The organism is Deinococcus radiodurans R1 = ATCC 13939 = DSM 20539 (assembly GCF_000008565.1).
In the GTDB taxonomy this organism is placed as follows: Bacteria; Deinococcota; Deinococci; order Deinococcales; family Deinococcaceae; genus Deinococcus; species Deinococcus radiodurans.
On the sequence record NC_001263.1, the window covers coordinates 2,338,961 to 2,357,196 of the forward strand.

General features: G+C 69.5%; 18 protein-coding genes and 1 pseudogene. 15 read left to right on the forward strand and 4 right to left on the reverse strand.

Translation table 11 applies throughout. The features are described from left to right. Nucleotides 1–107 precede the first annotated feature (107 nt). Entirely contained in the window at nt 108–1,028 is a 921-nt protein-coding gene (locus DR_RS12035) for a bifunctional biotin--[acetyl-CoA-carboxylase] synthetase/biotin operon repressor (protein WP_028328034.1), read from the reverse strand. A 106-nt stretch (nt 1,029–1,134) separates the two neighbouring features. Between DR_RS12035 and DR_RS12040 the strand changes: the two are divergent. The 3 genes and pseudogenes from DR_RS12040 to DR_RS12055 all read left to right on the forward strand — a co-directional run bounded on the left by DR_RS12040 (nt 1,135) and on the right by DR_RS12055 (nt 3,096). Then, nucleotides 1,135–1,529: pseudogene (locus tag DR_RS12040) on the forward strand (Fur family transcriptional regulator). 49 nt (nt 1,530–1,578) lie between these two features. Continuing rightward, complete coding sequence (locus tag DR_RS12045) at nt 1,579–2,241, forward strand: hypothetical protein (RefSeq protein ID WP_010888968.1); 663 nt, start codon at nt 1,579–1,581, stop codon at nt 2,239–2,241. 201 nt (nt 2,242–2,442) lie between these two features. Next, on the forward strand, nt 2,443–3,096 hold the full coding sequence (locus tag DR_RS12055) for a MarC family protein (RefSeq protein ID WP_010888969.1): 654 nt from the start codon (nt 2,443–2,445) through the stop codon (nt 3,094–3,096). A gap of 56 nt (nt 3,097–3,152) precedes the next feature. Here DR_RS12055 and DR_RS12060 read toward each other — a convergent pair whose 3' ends face one another. The 3 genes from DR_RS12060 to DR_RS12070 form a co-directional block, all read right to left on the reverse strand. Then, the gene (locus tag DR_RS12060; protein WP_034350554.1) at nt 3,153–3,635 is read right to left on the reverse strand and encodes a hypothetical protein; all 483 of its coding nucleotides are present in this window, start codon (nt 3,633–3,635) and stop codon (nt 3,153–3,155) included. A 184-nt stretch (nt 3,636–3,819) separates the two neighbouring features. Beyond that, a complete protein-coding gene (locus tag DR_RS12065; protein ID WP_010888971.1) occupies nt 3,820–4,737 on the reverse strand; it encodes a metallophosphoesterase in 918 nt (305 codons plus the stop codon). A gap of 66 nt (nt 4,738–4,803) precedes the next feature. Then, nucleotides 4,804–6,018, reverse strand: a complete 1,215-nt coding sequence (locus tag DR_RS12070; RefSeq protein ID WP_051618850.1) for a BioF/Kbl family PLP-dependent acyltransferase — start codon at nt 6,016–6,018, stop codon at nt 4,804–4,806. A gap of 252 nt (nt 6,019–6,270) precedes the next feature. On the opposite strand from DR_RS12070, the gene DR_RS12075 reads away from it, so the two are divergent. The 12 genes from DR_RS12075 (at nt 6,271) to DR_RS12125 (ending at nt 18,201) form a co-directional block, all read left to right on the forward strand. Continuing rightward, nucleotides 6,271–7,101: a roadblock/LC7 domain-containing protein gene (locus DR_RS12075; protein ID WP_027480078.1), complete on the forward strand. Its 831-nt coding sequence runs from the start codon at nt 6,271–6,273 to the stop codon at nt 7,099–7,101. Then, on the forward strand, nt 7,098–8,777 hold the full coding sequence (locus tag DR_RS12080; RefSeq protein WP_010888974.1) for a hypothetical protein: 1,680 nt from the start codon (nt 7,098–7,100) through the stop codon (nt 8,775–8,777). Before DR_RS12075 ends, DR_RS12080 begins: the two co-directional genes overlap by 4 nt. 89 nt (nt 8,778–8,866) lie before the next feature. Then, entirely contained in the window at nt 8,867–9,718 is an 852-nt protein-coding gene (locus tag DR_RS16920; protein WP_234944650.1) for a hypothetical protein, read from the forward strand. After that, nucleotides 9,649–10,950 (forward strand): hypothetical protein, encoded by a 1,302-nt coding sequence (locus DR_RS16925; RefSeq protein ID WP_234944651.1) that lies wholly within the window; start codon nt 9,649–9,651, stop codon nt 10,948–10,950. Before DR_RS16920 ends, DR_RS16925 begins: the two co-directional genes overlap by 70 nt. Before the next feature lie 2 nt (nt 10,951–10,952). Next, a complete protein-coding gene (gene tsaE / locus DR_RS12090; RefSeq protein WP_010888977.1) occupies nt 10,953–11,399 on the forward strand; it encodes a tRNA (adenosine(37)-N6)-threonylcarbamoyltransferase complex ATPase subunit type 1 TsaE in 447 nt (148 codons plus the stop codon). Nucleotides 11,400–11,438: 39 nt separating this feature from the next. Then, complete coding sequence (hemC, locus tag DR_RS12095) at nt 11,439–12,368, forward strand: hydroxymethylbilane synthase (protein ID WP_010888978.1); 930 nt, start codon at nt 11,439–11,441, stop codon at nt 12,366–12,368. A gap of 5 nt (nt 12,369–12,373) precedes the next feature. Continuing rightward, nucleotides 12,374–12,556 carry a hypothetical protein gene (locus DR_RS12100; RefSeq protein ID WP_149357982.1) on the forward strand — a complete coding sequence of 61 codons (183 nt, stop codon included), beginning with the start codon at nt 12,374–12,376 and terminating at the stop codon, nt 12,554–12,556. 113 nt (nt 12,557–12,669) lie between these two features. Beyond that, a complete protein-coding gene (locus DR_RS12105; protein WP_034350512.1) occupies nt 12,670–13,638 on the forward strand; it encodes an asparaginase in 969 nt (322 codons plus the stop codon). A gap of 148 nt (nt 13,639–13,786) precedes the next feature. Next, complete coding sequence (pheS, locus tag DR_RS12110) at nt 13,787–14,806, forward strand: phenylalanine--tRNA ligase subunit alpha (protein ID WP_010888980.1); 1,020 nt, start codon at nt 13,787–13,789, stop codon at nt 14,804–14,806. Further along, the gene (locus DR_RS12115; RefSeq protein WP_010888981.1) at nt 14,803–15,267 is read left to right on the forward strand and encodes a GNAT family N-acetyltransferase; all 465 of its coding nucleotides are present in this window, start codon (nt 14,803–14,805) and stop codon (nt 15,265–15,267) included. The genes pheS and DR_RS12115 overlap by 4 nt, the downstream gene beginning before the upstream one ends. 40 nt (nt 15,268–15,307) lie before the next feature. Then, entirely contained in the window at nt 15,308–15,742 is a 435-nt protein-coding gene (locus DR_RS12120; RefSeq protein ID WP_010888982.1) for an NUDIX hydrolase, read from the forward strand. After that, the gene (locus DR_RS12125) at nt 15,739–18,201 is read left to right on the forward strand and encodes a phenylalanine--tRNA ligase subunit beta (RefSeq protein ID WP_010888983.1); all 2,463 of its coding nucleotides are present in this window, start codon (nt 15,739–15,741) and stop codon (nt 18,199–18,201) included. The genes DR_RS12120 and DR_RS12125 overlap by 4 nt, the downstream gene beginning before the upstream one ends. Nucleotides 18,202–18,236: the final 35 nt, after the last annotated feature.

The following is an 18,236-nucleotide window of genomic DNA, read 5'->3' on the forward strand; positions in this document are numbered from 1 at the left end:
GTCGGGGCGTCAGACTGTGTTCACGCTTCGGGCCGGGCACTCACTGTGGGCGCATCGACAACCGGCCCGAAGGCGAGTCCCCTGTCCGGGTGAAGACAGGGGAGTTTTTACGTCTTGAGCTGCCCGACGAGTTGCACGTCACCCGCGCTGACCGTTTCCAGCCCCGCCGCCGTCTCCACCAGCAAGTTGCCCTGCTCGTCGAGGTCACGGGCCACGCCTTCCACCGTGCCGCGTGCCGTCGTCACCCGCACCGGGCGGCCCAGGGTCAGGCTGGTGGCTTTCCAGGTGGCGATGATGGCCGGGGCCGGTTGCGCCAGCCAGTGTTCGAGCTGAAACAGCACCTCGCCGAGCACGGCGGCGCGGGTCAGGTCCGGCACGCTCTCGTGCAGGTGGGCGGCTCCCTCCGGCGCGGTGCCCACATTGATGCCGATGCCGAGCACCGCCCGCCGCGCTTCCTCGCCGCGCAGGTCGGCTTCGAGGAGAATGCCTGCCAGTTTGCGGCCATCCGGGGTCAGCAGGTCGTTGGGCCATTTCAGGCCGCAGGGCACGCCGAGCGCGGTGCAGGCGGCGTGCAGCGCGACCCCGGCGGCAAGCGGCATCCGGACCAGGTCGGCGAGCGATAGGGCTTCGCGCAGCAGCACACTGAAGGCGAGAGTGCCGTGGGTGGTGTCCCAGACGCGGCCCCGGCGCCCGCGCCCGGCGGTTTGCCGCTCGGCGACCACCACCGCCCCGTGCGGCGCCGGCCCCCGCTCGCTGTCGGCCCAGAAGCGCACCTCGTCCTGAGTGCTGGTCACGGTGCCCTGATAGCGCAGCGCCCGCCCGAACTGCCCGCGCAGCGGCACCAGCCCCGGCGCGGGGGTGCCCGGTTCCAGGGCGTACCCGGCGCGGCTGATGAGGACCGGCACGCCGTCTTCCTGAAGGCGCCGCGCCAGGGTGTTGACCGTGACCCGCCCCAGGTCCAGCGCCCGGCCCAGGTCGTCTCCCGACTGGGGGCGGTCGGTCAGCAGCGGCAACAGTCGGGCAGGCATGCGCCACAGGGTAACAGGGCACCCCCCGACCGGGGGAAGTGGGACCGGCCGCAGAATCGGCAGAGGGTAACAGGCGGCGCGGCCATCATCTGCTATAAGGAAAGGTATGACGATGGTGCGGCAAACCAAGCAGCGGGCGGCGGTCATGGAGGTGCTGCGCACGCGCGCTCGCACCCCGACGCGGCGCAGGTCCACGCCCAGGTGCGTGAGCAGCTGCCGCATGTCAGTCTCGGCACGGTGTACCGCACCCTCGACGCGCTGGTACGCGACGGCATGGTCATGACCATCGAACGCGCCGGGCAGGCCACCCGCTACGACTACCGCCACCCCGGCGAGGAACACCACCACGCGGTCTGCCGCTCCTGCGGCGCCATCTTCGATGTGGAAGTGGCGGCCCTGCCCCAGCTGCCGAGCGGCGCCCTGCCCGCCGGTTTCGAGATCACCGACGTGCGGCTCGAATTTATGGGCGTGTGCCCCGATTGCCGGCACGGCAGCAACTGACAACCCAGCGACGGCACCTGTCCCCCGGCCCCCGCGCTAGCCTCTGCCCATGACCGTGCCTTCGTCCGAGCCGCCTTCGTTTCCCGAGTTCCGTGCGGAGGTGGCCTGGCCGGCTTTTTTGCTCGGCTGGGGACTGGGCGCGGCGCTGCTGTTCGGGGTGCGCGGGCTGGCCGACGCCCTGATCACCGACCCCTGCCGGGGCCGCACCCTGATTGCGCTGCTGGTCCCGCTGCTGCTGGGGCCGGGGGGCTTCGCGCTCGCCTCGCTGCACCGGGGAAGCATGAGCCGCGCGGCGCTGGGGCTGGGGCTGGTGGTCGCCTCGCTGTTTCCGGCGCTCTACGTGGGCACGCTCGACATCGGCAAGCTGCGCACCACCGGCTGCGCGGGCGGCTACCTCATCCTGACCGGGCCGGACCAGAAGTCGGCCAGCCGGGTCGAACTCCGCGCTGGAGAGACGCGCGAGGTGCAGGGGCGCATCGGGGGCTACACCCGCGAAACCCACCCCGGCCCCTTCAACCTGGAAGGCAAAAGCAGCGTCCCGAGCATTCAGGTCGTCTTGCCCCGCAAACAGGCGCGGGTCGGTGAGACGTTCCCGGTGCAGATCACGGCGGCGCCCGGCACACCCATCAACACCTACACCGTCAACGTGATAGCGACCCAGGGTAAGGGCGTGGGCGCCCCCGCCGCACTGGAAGTGGACGTGCGCCCCTGAAATAAGGGAGTTGCTGACTCCTTTCACTCGCGCGCACCTGTGACAGACCTCGCCGCCTCCGTTAGAGCAGTTCTCCGTATTACGCGTGCGTCGGAACAGCACCGCCACTCGCTCCATTCTTCGTCCTGCTCAGTGTTTTGTCCTCGCTCCGCTCGCCAAAATGCTGTGCCATCTTTTTGGCAAATGCTCTAAGCTTGCTCGGTGGATTGGTCCGAGGTCATCACCCTGAGTTACCGGACATTTTTGACCATGCTGGTCATCATGGACCCGGTGGGCCTCGCGCCCATGTTCATCGCGCTGGCGCGCGACCGCCCCGCCTTCGAGAAAAAGCGGCTCGCCCTCAAGGCCACGCTGGTGGCGGGCGGCATCATCTTCGTCTTCGGGCTTTTCGGGCGGGCGCTGCTCGAACACCTCGGCATCAGCCTGAGCGCCTTTCGCATCGCCGGGGGCATCTTGCTGTTCATGGTGGCGCTCGACATGGTGTCGGCCCGCCAGAGTGCCACCCGCGAAACCCCAGAGGAAGAACGCGAAGCCCAGGAACGCGAGGACATCAGTGTCTTTCCGCTCGCCATTCCGCTGATTGCCGGCCCCGGCACCCTCGCCAGCATCATGATTCAGACGAACGCCGCGCACGGCAACCCGATCCTGATGTTCGCGGTGTTTCTGGTGACGGGGATTGTCCTGGCGCTGTGTTACCTCGCCCTGCGGCTGAGCAACCAGATTGCCAAGGCGCTCGGCCTGACCGGCGTCAATGTGGTGACCCGCGTGCTGGGCGTGCTGCTCGGCGCACTGGCCGTGCAGTACATCGCCGACGGCACCCTGGAACTGATGCGCGGCGGCTTGCCGCTGAACTGACGCCAAAACAAAACCCCCCGGACGGTGAGGTCCAGGGGGCAAACAACCTGCGCGGTTTAGCGGCGGTTGGGGTCGTTGTTGGTGGTGGTCGTGCCGGTCACGACGGTGGTGTCGCGGCGGGGCTCAGTGGTCGTGGTGTGCACGACGGGGGTGGGCTGAGGACGGCCACGGTTCATCAGACCGGCGAGGCCCAGCAGACCCAGCAGGCCCCAGGGGAAGCCGGCGGGTTCCTTCTCGTTGCCGGGAACGCCGTCCGCTTCGGTGCTGGTGGTCACGGCGTCGTTCTGCACGTTGGTGTCGGTGGTGTCCGTGCTGGTGGTATCGGTGGTGGTGCTGGTATCGGTCGTGGTGCCGCTGGTATCCGTACCGGTGGTGTCAGTGCCGGTCGTATCGGTAGTGCCGGTGCCGGTGGTGTCGGTAGTGCCGGTGCCGGTGGTGTCGGTCGTGGTGGTGCTGGTATCGGTGGTGGTGGTGCCCGTGTCTTGGGCGTAGGCGACGGAACCGAGCAGGATGGTCAAAGCGAGGATAGACTTTTTCATGGTGATCTCCTTATCAGGTTGATGTGTTGTGAGTTCCAGTGGAAAGCCCACGCCTGAAGTTTCTGAAGTGTGACAACTGATACAGGAGCTTGAATGAGCCTCCCTGTAAGGAAGCTTTATCTGACGGCAAAATTAGCGGTGGGCCGTCCAGAGCTTTTCTTTACCCTGAGGGTGCGGGGCGCGTTCAGGCGCCGGGCGGCAGCAGGGTCAGCAGCGTAATTTCCGGCTCGCAGAGGTTGCGGACTGGCAACCCGCTCATGCCCAGGCCCCGGCTGACATAAGCGGGGATGCCCTGCGGCCCCCGGACCCAGCCCATCGTGAAGCGGGGGTCGGCGGGCACTTTCAGCGCGCCCAGCAGCGGCAACCGAACCTGTCCGCCGTGGGTGTGACCGCTGAGGACCAGCCCCGGCGCCGAGCGCAGCCGCAGCAGCACGTCCGGGTTGTGCGCGAGCAGCACGGTGGCCCGCGTGCCCGACCCGCGCAGCGCCGCCACGGAGTCCGCCTCGCCCATCCGCAGGTCGTCCACGCCACCCAGCCACAGGTCGTCGCGCAGGGACCGGCCTTCGTTGAGCAGCACGGTGACGCCCTGCCCGGCGAGCCCCGCACGCAGGGCGTCACGGCGCGCCGCCCAGTCCGCGCGGGACGCCTCTGGGCTCTGAGAAATGCTGCGGCCAAAGCTGCCGTAATCGTGGTTGCCCCACACCGCGTAGACGCCGAGCGGTGCCCGCAGGCGACCGAGTTCGGCGAGCAGGGCCGCCGTCTGCTGGGGACGCGCCGCCGCGTCGAAGTGGCTGTCCACCAGATCACCGCCGAGCAGAATCAGGTCGGGGCACTCGGCCAGCGTCGCGTCCACCCAGCGCCGCACGCTGCCTGCGCCGATATAGAGGCCGTAGTGCAGGTCGGTCAGCAGGGCGAGACGCACGGGCCGCGTTAGGCCCACCAGATTCCACTGCTCGTGCGTGACACCGAAGCGGTAGCCCTGGGCCACGGCGCTCACACCCAGTCCTCCGGCCAGCGCCCCGCCACCGACGAGCCAGCGCAGCAGGGCGCGGCGCTGGGGGTCGTGAGGCACAGGGGCAGGGTCAGGCGAAACAACGGACATGGCCTGACCCTAACAAGCCGGGGCCGGGCCAACGTCCGCCAGAAGGTGGAGAAGCTGGGGGGAGGGTCAGGCGATCACGCCGAGGTCGCGTCCCACCTGCTGATAGGCGCTCAGGGCCTGTTCCAGATCATCGCGGGTGTGCTCGGCGGTCACGATGTTGCGGATGCGGGCGAGGTCGCGCGGCACGGTGGGAAAGCCCAGCCCGACGGCGAAGATGCCCAGGTCGAACAGGCGGCGGCTGGCCTCGAACGCCGCGCTCGCCTCCCCGAAGACGACGGGGGTAATCGGCGTGACGCTGCCCAGGGTGTCGAAGCCCAGGCGGCCCAGCTCGGCCTTGAAAAAGCGGGTGTTGTCCCACAGCCGCTCCATCAAACTGGGGTCGCGTTGCACCTCGTCGAGGGCCGCCGCCAGCGCGCCCACCACTGCCGGGGGCTGCGCGGTGGAAAAGAGGTAGGGCCGGGCGCGGTTGATCAGCAGTTCGCGCAGGTCGGGGTGTCCCGCCGCGTAGCCGCCCACGCCGCCCCAGGCCTTGGAGAGGGTGCCCACCTGAATCACGTCGTCGGCGTACTCGAAGCCGAAGTGGTGCACCGTGCCGCGCCCCGCCTCGCCCATCACGCCTGAGCCGTGGGCGTCGTCCACGTAAGTGACGGCGCCGTAACGGCGGGCAACTTCCACCAGCTTGTCGAGCGGAGCCACGTCGCCGTCCATGCTGAACACGCCGTCGGTGACGACGAGTTTCAGGCCCTCGCTGGGATTTTCGCGCAGCACCCGGTCGAGGTCGGCGGGGTCGGCGTGCTTGTAGATTTTCTTGGTCGCCTTCGTCAGCCGCAGCCCGTCGATGATGCTGGCGTGGTTGAGTTCGTCGCTCACCACGAGGTCGCCCTCGCGCAGCAGGCCGCCGAGCACCCCCTGGTTGGTGGAAAAGCCGCTGTGCAGCACCAGCGCGCTGCCGGTGTGCTTGAAGTCCGCAAGTTGGCGCTCAAAGTCCTCGTGAATCCGCAGCGTCCCGGCGATGGTCCGCACCGCTCCGGCGCCCACGCCCCACTGCTGGAGGTACTGCGCGGCGCGTTCCTTGAGGCGGGGGTGGTCGGCAAAACCCAGATAATTGTTGCTCGCCAGGTTCACGACCTCGCGCCCGTCTACCCGCGTGCGGGCCCGTTGCGGCGCGTCGAGAACACGCGGTGAAATCAGCAGGCCGCTTTCGCGCAGGCCGGCGAGGTCCTGCCGGAGCCGTTCGCTCAGGCTGACGCCCGAAGCGGGTACGTCTGTCGTGGTGGTCATGCCGGGCAGTCTAGACGTTTCCTTTCCCTGAGTCGGGGTTATAAATCGCCCAGACTCCAACCTCCCCCAGTCGGGCGCCCCCGTGTGACGGCTGTGACAGAGGCCCTCCCCGTATACTTTGCAACGTTAAGTTTTTCTGAGGGTCGGCCCGGACCCGCCCACTCGCCCCAGCCCCGGAAAAACCCTGGTTGCCCTCCCCGCCGCACGTCTCTTTTGCCGCTCGCCGTCTCCCTGACCGAGGTCTTTGTTGCTATGCCCAATGCCGTTTACACCCTGAGTCTTCAGGCCCTGGCCCGGAGCGTGTCCGAACGGGGCGCCGACGCCCTGCTGACGGCAGCGCTGCGCGAACGCCAGCTCTCGCCCGAAGACGTGACCGCCGCCCAGATGCAACTGGTGCTGGCCGGTCCACTCGTGCACCGCCTGAGCACCATCCTGTCGCCGGAGCAGGCCCGCGCCGAGCTGAGCGCCCTGTCCACGCAACTCGACAGCAGTTTTTCCAGCACGCCCACCCTGTTTACCGACGTGGGCACCCTGAACGACTGGGACACCGGCCCCGCCGTGAGCGAGTGGACCGGCGAAGGCGACCTGCGCGGCGGGAACTCCGGGGTAACAGCGACCCGTGAAGCTGCCACCCAGGACACTGCCATCCAAGACACTGGCAGCGCAGTGGCAACCGACCCCGCACCCGACCACCTCGGCGCCGACGACTTCGAGTTCGACGACCCCGAGTACGCCGCCGCGCCGAGCACCCGCCACTACGCCCTGAACGGCGAGGCGGGGCAAGACGCCCTGATTCGTGACCTGGGCCGGATGCCGGGGGTGCTGGGCGTGATGGTCACGCGGGAAAACGGCGAGGTGCTGCGGGTCAAGGCGCTGCGCGACGTGACGCAGCTCGGCAGCGTGATGGCCGCCACCGGCCTGCTGCTGCGCCAGCGCGGGCTCAAGCTGCTCGCAGCGGACCTGGGCCAGCAGACGGTGTGCATGCGGCCCCTGGGCCCGTACTCGGTGGCGGTCATCGCCGGGCCGCAGGTCAACGTGGGGCGGCTGCTGACCGAGTTGCAGCAACTGGAGGCGAGCGGGTGAGGGCCAGCTTGGCGCTGCTGCTGGGGCTGCTCGTCAGCAGCGCGGCGGCCCAGGACCTGACCGCCTACCGCACGCTGGCCTACTCGCTCGACCGCGCGGCGGCGCAGGTGGGGAGCGACCGTGAAGCGGCGCGGGCCGAGCTGGGCCGGGCCGAAACGGCGCTCACGGCCCTGGCCCCCACCCTGCCCGGCGGGGAAGGGGGAACGCTGGCGAGCAACCTCCGCACGACCGTGGCGCGGGCGCAGTCGGCCCTGAGCCGCACGCCCGCCGAGGTGCAGGCCAACGTGCTGCTCACGCGCGGGCTGCTGCGGCGCGCCCTGTACGACCAAGCCCTCGGCACCTTGCCGCCGCAACCGGGAGCCGCCAACGACAGCGCCGCGCTGCGCTTGCTGGGCCGCGAACTGGGATTGCAGGGCGAGGAGCTGGCGTCGCTGAGCTTGCAAGCCCGCCTCGGCCAGCGAGGCGCCGTGCAGTGGCGGGTGCAGCGGGTGGCGGCGAACAAAGTGCTGGCTGCGCTCCAGGCCACCGGCACTGCCCAGCCACGCACCACTAATTACCTCTCGCTGACGCGGGCGTCGAGCTGGTTTGCCCTGGTCCGCGAACCCGGACGCGAGGCCACGCCGCCGCTGGGCGTGCCGCAGTTCGAGCAGGCCTTGCAACAGGTCAGCAGCGGCGACCAGACCGGACTGGCCGAGTCCCTGACGAATCTGCAAGCCGGCGCGACCGACCTGAACCAGCGGCTGGCAGCGCATCCTCCCGCCGCTGCTCCGGCAACTTCCGGTGCGCCCGCGTCGCCGGACACGACGATCATCCCAGACCCGGCGACCGCCACGACGGACCCTGGCACCAGCGACGGCGGCGACCTTACCCCTGGCGTGACCGAGCAGATGCCACCCGCAGCCACTGAGCCGGCGGCCCCCGCCCCGGCAGCGGTCAGCACGCCCGTTCAGACTCTCGACGCTGTCTACGCCGCGCTCGCCCGCGCCCTGACGGCCAGCGGGCACGGCGACCCGGCGCAGGCGCGGACCACGCTGGCGCAGGTCACGCCGCTGCTCGGCGAGTTACCCCCAGCGGTGCGGTCAGCTCCCGCCTTCGAGCCGTTCGGACGCGACTTGCAGACCCTGCAACAGCGCAGCGGCCTGCGGCCCGACGACATTCAAGCCCTAATCGCCACGCTGGGCAGCGCCGAGCAGCAGGCGGCGGGGCAAGCTGTAGCGGGCAGCGACGGCTTCTCGGCGGGCGTGGCGCGCTCGCTGGGCGGCGGGGTGCGGGCACTGCTGGGGCTGGCGCTGGCGGCGCTGTGCCTGCTGCCGCTCTACCTGCTGCGCTTCGCCTTTGGGGGCAGCAACGTGTACTGGCGCTCCATCTGGGCGGGGCTGCTGACCGCGCTGCTGCCGCTGCTCTTTGAAGGGCTGTTTGGGCTGCTGGGCTGGCTCGGCGACCTGCTCGACCTGCCGCTGCTGCGCGGGGCCGTCAACCTGACCCTGTCGCAGGGGGCAGGTGGGCTGCTGGTGCGCGGGCTGCTCAGCGCCGCTGGGCTGGCCCTGCTCGCCTACGGGTTCCGGGGGCTGTGCCAGCAGTTCGGGCTGCTGGGGCGCCGCGTGGCCGCCGTCCCGACCTCCCGCCCGCCGAGCCGCTACACCCAGGCCGACATGGACTGGGACGAGGAACTCTGAATGGCTGATCTGCTTTCTTTCTGCTGCTCGCCCGACTGCCGGGGCGCGGCTCACGCTGCCCGGGGCCTTTTTCTGACAGGATGGACCGCATGACGGCCACCACCCCGCCCCACAAGCTGCCGGTCCGGATGCTCGGCGACCTGGTGTCGGCCCGCTCGCTCGAGAAGGTGCTGCAAGACGCTGCCCTTGCCCGGGGCGTCACCGTCGAGCAGCTCTGGCCCTCGGCGCTGGCGGACGTGCTCAAGCACGACGTGTACCGCCGCTTGTTGCTCGGCGTCTCCCCCATGCTCGCCAAAAAGCGCATCCTCGACGTGCTGAACGAGCTCGACAAGCTCCCCAGCGAGTCGCTGCCGCCCGCTGGCCTGAGCCCGGTGAGTGAACTCGAAGACGCGTCACGCCGCTTTACCCTGTATTTCGACTGGCCCGAGACCCAGCGCCTGCGCGGCGTGCTCGGCACCGCCCGCACTGAGAGCGAGGCGGGGCGCAACGTCTCGGCGCTGGTGCAGGAAGGGCAGACGCTCATCGGCCAGATGGAGCGGCGGCTGCAAGAAGGGCTGGTGCAGCAGGAACAGGAACTCGCCGAGCTGCGCGACGTGTTTGGCCGGGTGCAGCCGCTCGGCGGTAAGGACGTGCGGCGCCTGGAGAGCCTCATCGGGCAACTCGAGGAGGCCCAGAAGCAGGGCACGCTGCTGCCCGCCGAACTCGAACGCGCCCGCAACCTGTCGTTCAAGCTGCGCCGCAGCCTGGAAAGCAGCGTGATGCAGAGCGCGGGCGAGGCGCCCGCCGTTGACGCCCAGGCGCGGGTGCAGGCGCTCGAGCAGGAAGAAGTGACGCGTAAGCTGATCGCCCTGCAACGCGACTACGCGCCGCTGTGCGCGCCCGGCCCGAGCTCGAGCGGCAGCAGGACGAGTACCGGGTGCGCCAGTCCACCGGGCGCCTGAGCGAGACGGCAGTGGACGCCTGGCGCGAGACACTCGAAGCGGCGCGCCAGCAGACCTTGCAGGCGCAGCGCGAGGAACTGGCCGAGCTCGCCGAACAGCTCGGGCAGCAGGTGGACGGGCAGGCGCTCAACGACGCCCGCGTGGCGCTCGACGTGGCCCGCATGACCCTGCAAGGCGGCGGCCTGGCGACCGAGGAACTGCGCGAGCTGCGCGCGGTGGCGCAGGCGCTGACGCACTCGCCCGAACTCGCCGAGCGCATTCTGGAAGGCCAGCGCGAACTCGCCGAACTGGAGCGCAGCGCCCGCGACGTGCCCGGCGCGGCGGCGGCCCTGGCGGTGGCCCTGACCGGAGCCCGGCAGGCCATCGAGCGCGGCGAAGCCTACGACCTGGCCCCGCTGTGGGCGACGCTGGAGCGTCAGATGAGCCAGGCGGCGGCGCAGCGCCAGGACTTCGACGCCCGCGCCGACTTCGTGATTGCCGAGTACGACGAGGTGCGCGGCCTGGCCGGCGAGACGATTCAGCGCCTGGGCCGCCTCGCCGACGCCCTGCGTGCTCAGCGCCGCCTCGGGCCGATGAGCGCCGACGCCCGCGAGCGCTACGCCCAGACGCTCGACGGTGCCGAGGCCCTGCTCGGTGAAGCCCGCGCCGAGTACGAGGCCGCGCAGAAAGTCACCGCCACCTTCGGCGAGGACGCGCTCGACAACCTGCTCGACGTGTTCGACTTCGGCGGCGAAAGCCTCGACGATGCGCCCGGTGGCAGTGGCTTGTTCGGAGGTGCGCTGGCCCCGACGAGCAGCGTGGATGAGCCGCTGGCCCCGACGAGCAGCGTGGATGAGCCGCTGGCCCCCGCCAAGCCTGCGGAGCCGGCCAGCAGCGACCCCTTCGCCGCCCTGCTGGGCCTGAGCACCGGAGCCTCGGCGTCTGCCGCTCAGCCAGCCAGCGTTCCCGACGCGGCGTCTTCCCTGAGCCTTCCCGCCGGGGCCCGCGCCGACATCTGGCAGGTGCGCGGCAGTGCCGTCGTGGCCGGGCCCGAGGACGGGGCGGCGCAGGGCGTGGCGGCGCTACTCGCCCAGGCCGATGCGCTGGGACTGTACCGCCTCGACATGGGCGACGACGCGCACGTCTGGTCGGCCCGCGCCGCGGGTGAGGGCGAGTGGCGACTGGCCCGCGCCGCCGACTGGGACAGCCTCGACGACGACGCCGGCCCCTGGCTCGACACGGGCGAGCTCTGAGCGTGGCAGCCCAGGCTCTTCTCAGCGTCGGTGAGCGTCGGCTGCTGCGCGGCGTGGACGAGCAGCGGGCGCTCGGCGCGGCACTGGCACGAGCCCTCGCGCCGGGGAGCGTTCTGTTTCTGGAAGGCGAACTCGGCGCGGGCAAGACCACGCTCACCCAGGGCCTGCTCGCCGCGCTCGGGTTCGACGGCCACGTCACCAGCCCGACCTACGCGCTGATGCAGCTCTACCCTGCGTCCGCCGGACAGGTGCTGCATGTGGACGCCTACCGAGTGCGCGACGTGGCCGAGCTCTACGAGATGGACCTCGACGAACTGATTGCCGGGAGCCGCCTGAGCGTCATCGAGTGGGGCGAGGGGCTGTACGCCGATTACCCGCAGGCGCCCATCTACCTGTTTGAGCACGTGGAAGGTGACCCCGAGACGCGGCGCGTGACCCGGCGGCGCTGACGGCGACCCCACGCCCAGAGCAGCTATACTGCTGCGGTTATGCGTACCGTGACGGTTGGCACGCGAGGCAGCACCCTGGCCCTCGCACAGACGCGCTGGGTGGTCGCCCGCCTGAAAGAAGAGTGGCCTGAAACCGATTTCAGGATTCAGACCATTTCGACCAAGGGGGACCGCAACCGCGAGAGCCTGGAGCAACTGGCGCAAAAAGGCGACAAGGGCTTCTGGGTCAAGGAAATCGAGGAAGCGCTGCTCGCCAAGAAAATAGACATCGCGGTGCATTCGCTCAAAGACCTGCCCACCGAGCAGCCCGAGGGCCTGGAAATTTCCAGCATTCCCAAGCGGGTGGACGGGCGCGACGCCCTGATTGGCCGCGAAGGGATGAAAAAGCTGGCCGAGCTGCCCGAGGGCGCACGCATCGGCACGAGCAGCGTGCGGCGCAAGGCGTTTTTGCGCGCCTACCGCCCCGACCTGATTGTCAAGGATCTGCGCGGCAACATCGACACCCGGCTCGCGGCGCTGGGCAGCGGCGAGTACGACGCCATCATCCTGGCGGCGGCGGGCCTGATTCGCACCGAGCAGCGCCACCGCATCGATGAGTTCGTGGACCCCGACATTCTGCTGCCCGCCCCCGGCCAGGGCGCCCTGGCGCTCGAAACCCGCACGGAGGACGACCTGACCATCGAGGTCGCCTACGCCATTCACGACCACGCCACCGACGACCGCATCACCGCCGAGCGCGAGTTTCTGGCCGGGCTGGGCGCCGGGTGCATGGCGCCGGTCGGGGCGCACGCCGTCATCAAGAACGGGCTGCTCACGCTCGAAGGCTGGGTGGGCGCGCTCGACGGCACGCAGGTCATCCGCGCCACCTCGCAGGGCGACGTTGCCGAATGCGCCGATATCGGGGCCGAGCTCGCCGCCGACATGCTGGAACGGGGCGCGGCGGAGCTGATCGAAGCCGTGCGCGAGTAAGCCGCGTGAAGGTTCCTCCCCGGGCCTGGACGCTCGCGGCACTTGCCGGGCTGTTGTGGCTGACCATCGGCCTGTTTCAGAAGACAGGGCGCGGCGTGGCCTTCGGAGAAGCGTTCGTCAGCGAGCTGCCCGTCACCGCGCTGGTCTTTGTGGTGGCGTTGGTGGTGGCGGCGCAGCGCAACCGCTGAGGCACAGGCACCGAGCAAACACAACCTGTCCTTGCTGCATGATGACCCTCTGCTTCGGTGGAGGGTTTTCGCGTTCTGGCGCCCCCCTCTCCCCTATCTATTACCCTGCCCCCATGCCTGCTTCTCTGCCGCGCCTCGCCCTGATTCACACCGGCGGCACCATCGCCAGCCGGCCCAGTCCCGACGGACGCGGGCTGACGCCGCAAACGCCCCCCGCGCTGCCGGGGCTGGAAGGAGTGCAGGTCAGCGAACACCAGCCGTTCAACCTGCCGAGTCCGCACGTCACGCCCGCGCACATGCAGCAGCTCGCGCACCTCATCGAGCAGCTCGCCGGGGGCCACGACGCGGTGGTGGTCACGCACGGCACCGACACGCTGGAAGAAACGGCCTTTTTCCTGCACCTGTGCCTGCCCGCTGGGCTGCCGGTGGTGCTGACCGGCTCCATGCGCCACGCCGAGGAAGTCTCCTGGGACGGCCCCGGCAACCTGCTCGACGCCGCGCAGGTCGCGCTGTGCCCGCAGACGGCGGGGCGTGGGCCGCTCGTCGTGTTTGGCGGGGACATCTTCGACGCCCGCACCGTGACGAAGGTGCACACCAGCGCGGTGGACGCGTTCGGCGGCTATCCCGGTCCCATCGGGCGCATCGACCGCACCGCCGCCGGGCCGCAGGTCCACTATTTTGCCCGGCCCGAACCGCGCCCCACTTTCCGCCCGGTCACGCTGGAGCGGCGGGTGGAGATTCTCTATGCCTATGCCGGCTGGCAGGGCGAGGGCTACGCCGGGGCGCTGGAGCGGGCCGACGGACTGGTGATTGCCGCGCTCGGCACCGGCAACCTGCCGCCCGAACTGCTGCCACTCATTGCCGCGACCGACAAGCCGGTGGTGCTCGCTACCCGCACCCACGCCGGGCCGATTTTGCCGGTGTACGGCTACGCGGGCGGCGGCGCGACGTTGGTGGAAGCGGGCGCGATTCCCGCCAGTTTTCTCAACGCGCACAAGGCGCGGCTGCTGCTGCTGGTGCTGCTTAACCTGGGAGCGTCGCGCGAAGATATCCGGCGGGTCTTTACGCAGGGCGTCTTCTGATACCCTGGCCCCATGACGGTTTTACCTTCGCCATTTTTTCAGCGGGGCAGCGCACAGGGCTAAGAGGAGCCCCGTGCGTCTGCCCCGCTGCTTTTGGCGGGGCGTTTTTTTGATTCGTCCCTAAGAGACACGACTGCTGGAGGAACACATGCAAGACACCGCGATTCAGGAAATTCAGGGGGCCGAGACGCTTGAGGCGCTGCAGGCCGTCAAGACGAAGTACGTCGGCAAGTCCGGCCTGGTGACGAAAGAACTTGGGAGCCTCGGCAAGCTGCCGCCCGAGGAACGCAAGGCGTGCGGCGCCGAAATCAACGTGGTGCGCGCCGCGATTCAGGCCGCGCTGGACGAGAAAGAGTCAGCCCTCAAGCGCGCGGCACTCGACGCTAAACTTGCCAGCGAAGCCATCGACGTGACGCTGCCGGGCCTGCCCCTGCCGGCGGGCGGGCTGCATCCCATTTCCCGCGTGCTCGACGACCTGATCGGCATCTACCGCCAGATGGGCTACGCGGTGATCGAGGGGCCGGAAGTCGAGGAAGAGCACTACAACTTCGAGGCGCTCAACGTGCCGTGGTATCACCCCGCGCGCGACCTGCAAGACACCTTCTGGCTGGAAGACGGACGCCTGCTGCGCACCCACACCTCGCCCATGCAGATTCGCTACATGGTGGACCACGAGCCGCCCTTCAAGATCGTGGTGCGCGGCAAGGTCTACCGCTACGAAGCCACCGACGCCACCCACGAGGCGATGTTTCACCAACTGGAAGGGCTGGTGGTGGGCGACGGCATCAGCATGAGCGACCTCAAGGGGACCATTGCCGAAATGGCGCGCGGGCTGTACGGCGCGAGCGCCAAGGCGCGCTTTCAGCCCAGCTATTACCCCTTCGTGGAACCCGGCGCCGACTTCGCCGTGTACTGGGAAAACCCGCGCGGCGAGAGCAAGTGGCTGGAACTGGGCGGCTGCGGCATGGTGCATCCCAACGTGTTCAAGGCGGTGGACGACCTGCGCGAGGCGGCGGGCAAGGACCGCGTGTACGAGGGCAAAACCGGCTTCGCGTTCGGGCTGGGGCTGGAGCGCATCGCCATGCTGAAGTACGGGATTCCCGACATCCGCTACTTCTACGCCAACGACCCGCGCGTCATCGGGCAGTTCCGGGGGGAACTGGGATGAACGTCAGCCTGCGGGCAGCGACGGCCACCGACGCCCCGCTGGTCGCCGCTTTGCTGCACGACTTCAACACCGAGTTCGGTGCGCCGACTCCCGACCTGCCGACCCTCACCCGCCGCTTTGCCGGACTACTGGACCGCGCCGACGTGCTGGTGCTGCTGGCCGAGAACGGCAACGCCCCGACTGGCTTAGCATTCCTCACCTTTCGTCCGACCCCTTACTGGGACGGCCCGCTGGCGCAGCTGGAAGAACTGTATGTCCGGCCTGAGCTGAGGGGCGGGGGCACCGGCACGCAGCTGTTGCACCGGGCCATCGCCCTGACCCGCGAGCGCCACGGGCAGGAGATGCACATCAACGTGGACGAGGTGGACCGGGACACCCGGCGCTTTTACGAGCGGCACGGTTTTATCAACGTGGAACCCGGCCAGAACGAGCGGATGCTCTGTTACCTGCGGGAACTTTGAACCCGCCTACGCCCGCGTCCATCTTGCGATTGGAGAACTTATGTCTGCAAATCCACCCCTGCGCCCCCGCGCCGTTGCCCTCATTTACGACGACCAGCACCACATCCTGCTGATGCTGCGCCACAAGAACGGCAAGAAGTACGCCACCCTGCCCGGCGGCGGCATCGAAGAAGGCGAAACGCCGCAAGGAGCCTGCGCCCGCGAGGTGCTGGAGGAAGTCAACCTGACCGTGCAGGTCGGTGAGCAGGTGCTGGAACTCGACAACCTGCACGGCGCCAACCCCAGCCACGAGCACTACTTCCGGTGCCGCGTCGTCAGCGGCGAAATGCGGCTGGGCGACGGCCCCGAAGGCATTCGCCAAAGCGAAGACAACTGGTATCAGCCCGAGTGGGTCGCCCTGAACCGCCTCGAAGAAGTGAATCTGGTGCCCGAACAGGTGCGCGAACTCGTCCGAACTCAAGAGGTCAACCCATGAAACTTCCCTACTCCTGGCTCAAAGAACTGATTCCCGACCTCCCGCCCGTCGCTGACCTCGAACCCACCTTCGCGCATCTCGGGCTGCCGCTCGAAGGCGTGGAGGACGTGCCCGCGCCGGTGGGCGGCGTGCTGCTGGTGGCCGTGAAAGCCGCCGAACCGATGGAGGGCACGCAGCTCACCAAACTGACGCTCGACACCGGCGAGAATGGTGAAAAGACCATCGCCAGCGGTGCCCCCAACGCGGTGGGTCTGCCGGCGGGCACGATGGTCGCGCTGGTCACGCCCGGCACCACGCTCGGCGGGATAACCTACGGCGTGCGGCCCATGCAGGGCGTCGAAAGCTGGGGCATGGCCGCCAGCGCCAAGGAACTCGGCATCGGCGAGAGCAACGCGGGCATTCTGACCTTCCCGGCAGGCACGGCGGCGCCCGGCACACCCCTGCGCGAGCTGTGGCCCGCCGACAGCGTGCTGGACGTGGAAGTCACGCCCAACCGCGCCGACGTGCTGAGCGCGCTGGGCCTCGCCCGCGACCTCGCGGCGTACCTGAACCTGGAGCTGAAAGAACCCCAGATTCCTGCCGCACCCACCCAGCCGGGCGAGATCCGCGTCAGCCTGCCTGACCGGGGCCGGGTGCTGGACCGCGACCCGCAGGGCAAACTGCGCTTCGGCTGCGACCATTTCGCCGCCCGCGCCGTCAGCGGCCTGCAAAACGGCCCCGCGCCGCTGTGGATGCAGCGCCGGGTCAGCCTCGCGGGGATGCGCTCCATCGACCTGATCGTGGACACCTCCAACTACGTGATGCTCGAACTCGGTCAGCCCACCGCGCTGTACGACCGCCGCGACGTGGCCGGGGACGGCCTGGTGGTGGCCTTCGGTCTGCGCGAGGGCGAGACTGTCAAGGACCTGCTGGGGAATACGCATCAGGTCGGCCCGGAGGACCTGCTGATTCTAGACGCGGGAATGAGCGACGAACCGGTGATGACGGTAGCCGAGGCTTTTGCCAGCGCCGGGCAGCCCAAGGAAGGCTCGCACGTGCTGGGCATCGCGGGCATCATGGGGGGCGACCACGGCCACGTGCGTGCCGACACCCGCGACGTGGTGATCGAGTCGGCGCACTTCGACCCCGTGTTGCTGCGCCGGACCTCCACCCGGCTGGGCCTCAAGACCGACGCCGTGTACCGCTACGAGCGCGGCGTGGACCCGCTGCTGGCGCCCAAAGCTGCCGTGCGGGTGGCCGAGCTGCTGCGCGCGGCGGGCGGCACCCCCGAAGCCGGGCAGACGGTGGTGGGCACCCCCGAAGTGCCGCAGACCATCACCACGACCGGCGAGCAGATTCGCGCCCTGCTGGGGATGCACATCGGCACGGCGGAAATGCGCGAGAGCCTCACTCGCCTGGGCTGCACAGTGACGGGCGACGGCGACAGCCTGACCGTCACCCCGCCTTCGTGGCGGGTGGACATGGTCATCTGGCAGGACCTCGCCGAGGAAGTCGCCCGACTGCACGGCTTTACCGAGTTGCCCGAAACGCTGCCCACCCTGCGCGTGCACGAGAGCAACATCGGCGCCTCGGCCCAGAGCGAAGCCCGCGCGGAACTGCGGCGCACCCTCGCCGGGCTGGGCTTTCAGGAGGTCGTGACTTACACCTTCACCAGCGACGAGGAAGCGCAGAAGGCGCGGGCCGAGGCGCCCGGCGTGCGCCTGCGTAACCCCATGACCACCGACCGCACTGGGATGCGCACGGCGCTGTACCCCTCGCTGCTGCGGGCGGCGGGCGCACACCCGAAAGGCGAGCGGGCGCTACTGTTTGAAATCGGGCGGATTTTCCCGGCGGCGGGCGAGCAGGAACGCCTGGGCCTGCTGATGCGCGGCGACCTCGCGGCCCGCACCTATCAGGACGGCGTGCGCGGCGATTTCAGCGTGTTCAAGGGACTGGTGCAGGGCTTTGCCGGAGCGGTCGGCGCCAGCTTTGCGCTGGAGCAACTGCGCGGCGACGACGTGCCCGCCGCCCTGCACCCCGGCGTCGCGGGCGCGGTGGTCTGGAACGGCGAGCGGGTGGGCTGGTTGGGCGCGCTGCATCCCGAAATTGCCCAGGAATTTGGCTTGAAAGGCGACACTTTCCTGATGGAAGCCGCGCTGCCGCTGCCGGGCCGCGACTGGGCCTTCCGCGACCCCAGCCGTGCCCCCGCCGCGTGGCGTGACCTCGCGGTGATTGCGCCGCAGGGCGTGAGCTACGGCGACATCGTCGGGGTGCTGAAAGGCGCGGGCGGCGAACTGCTGGAGAGCGTGGAGCCCTTCGACGTGTTCACCGGCGAACAGGTGGGCGCGGGCAACCGCTCGGTGGCGGTGCGCCTGACCTACCGGGGCGCCAAAACCCTGACCGACGAGGAAGTGGACCCGGTGTTCAACGCGCAGATTGACGCGGTGAAGGCGCGGGGCTGGGCGATTCGGGAGAAGTAAATAACGCGGGAGTAGAGGGGCCGGGGCCGTTGCTC

Bases quoted from the DNA above. Each gene is read 5' to 3' on its own strand.
- DR_RS12070 (WP_051618850.1), bottom strand. From the start codon at position 6,018: ATGACCACCACGACAGACGTACCCGCTTCGGGCGTCAGCCTGAGCGAA.
- DR_RS12060 (WP_034350554.1), bottom strand. From the start codon at position 3,635: ATGAAAAAGTCTATCCTCGCTTTGACCATCCTGCTCGGTTCCGTCGCC.
- DR_RS12065 (WP_010888971.1), bottom strand. From the start codon at position 4,737: ATGTCCGTTGTTTCGCCTGACCCTGCCCCTGTGCCTCACGACCCCCAG.
- DR_RS12035 (WP_028328034.1), bottom strand. From the start codon at position 1,028: ATGCCTGCCCGACTGTTGCCGCTGCTGACCGACCGCCCCCAGTCGGGA.
- DR_RS12075 (WP_027480078.1), top strand. From the start codon at position 6,271: ATGCCCAATGCCGTTTACACCCTGAGTCTTCAGGCCCTGGCCCGGAGC.
- hemC (WP_010888978.1), top strand. From the start codon at position 11,439: ATGCGTACCGTGACGGTTGGCACGCGAGGCAGCACCCTGGCCCTCGCA.
- DR_RS16920 (WP_234944650.1), top strand. From the start codon at position 8,867: ATGACGGCCACCACCCCGCCCCACAAGCTGCCGGTCCGGATGCTCGGC.
- DR_RS12120 (WP_010888982.1), top strand. From the start codon at position 15,308: ATGTCTGCAAATCCACCCCTGCGCCCCCGCGCCGTTGCCCTCATTTAC.
- pheS (WP_010888980.1), top strand. From the start codon at position 13,787: ATGCAAGACACCGCGATTCAGGAAATTCAGGGGGCCGAGACGCTTGAG.
- DR_RS12045 (WP_010888968.1), top strand. From the start codon at position 1,579: ATGACCGTGCCTTCGTCCGAGCCGCCTTCGTTTCCCGAGTTCCGTGCG.
- DR_RS12105 (WP_034350512.1), top strand. From the start codon at position 12,670: ATGCCTGCTTCTCTGCCGCGCCTCGCCCTGATTCACACCGGCGGCACC.
- DR_RS12125 (WP_010888983.1), top strand. From the start codon at position 15,739: ATGAAACTTCCCTACTCCTGGCTCAAAGAACTGATTCCCGACCTCCCG.
- DR_RS12115 (WP_010888981.1), top strand. From the start codon at position 14,803: ATGAACGTCAGCCTGCGGGCAGCGACGGCCACCGACGCCCCGCTGGTC.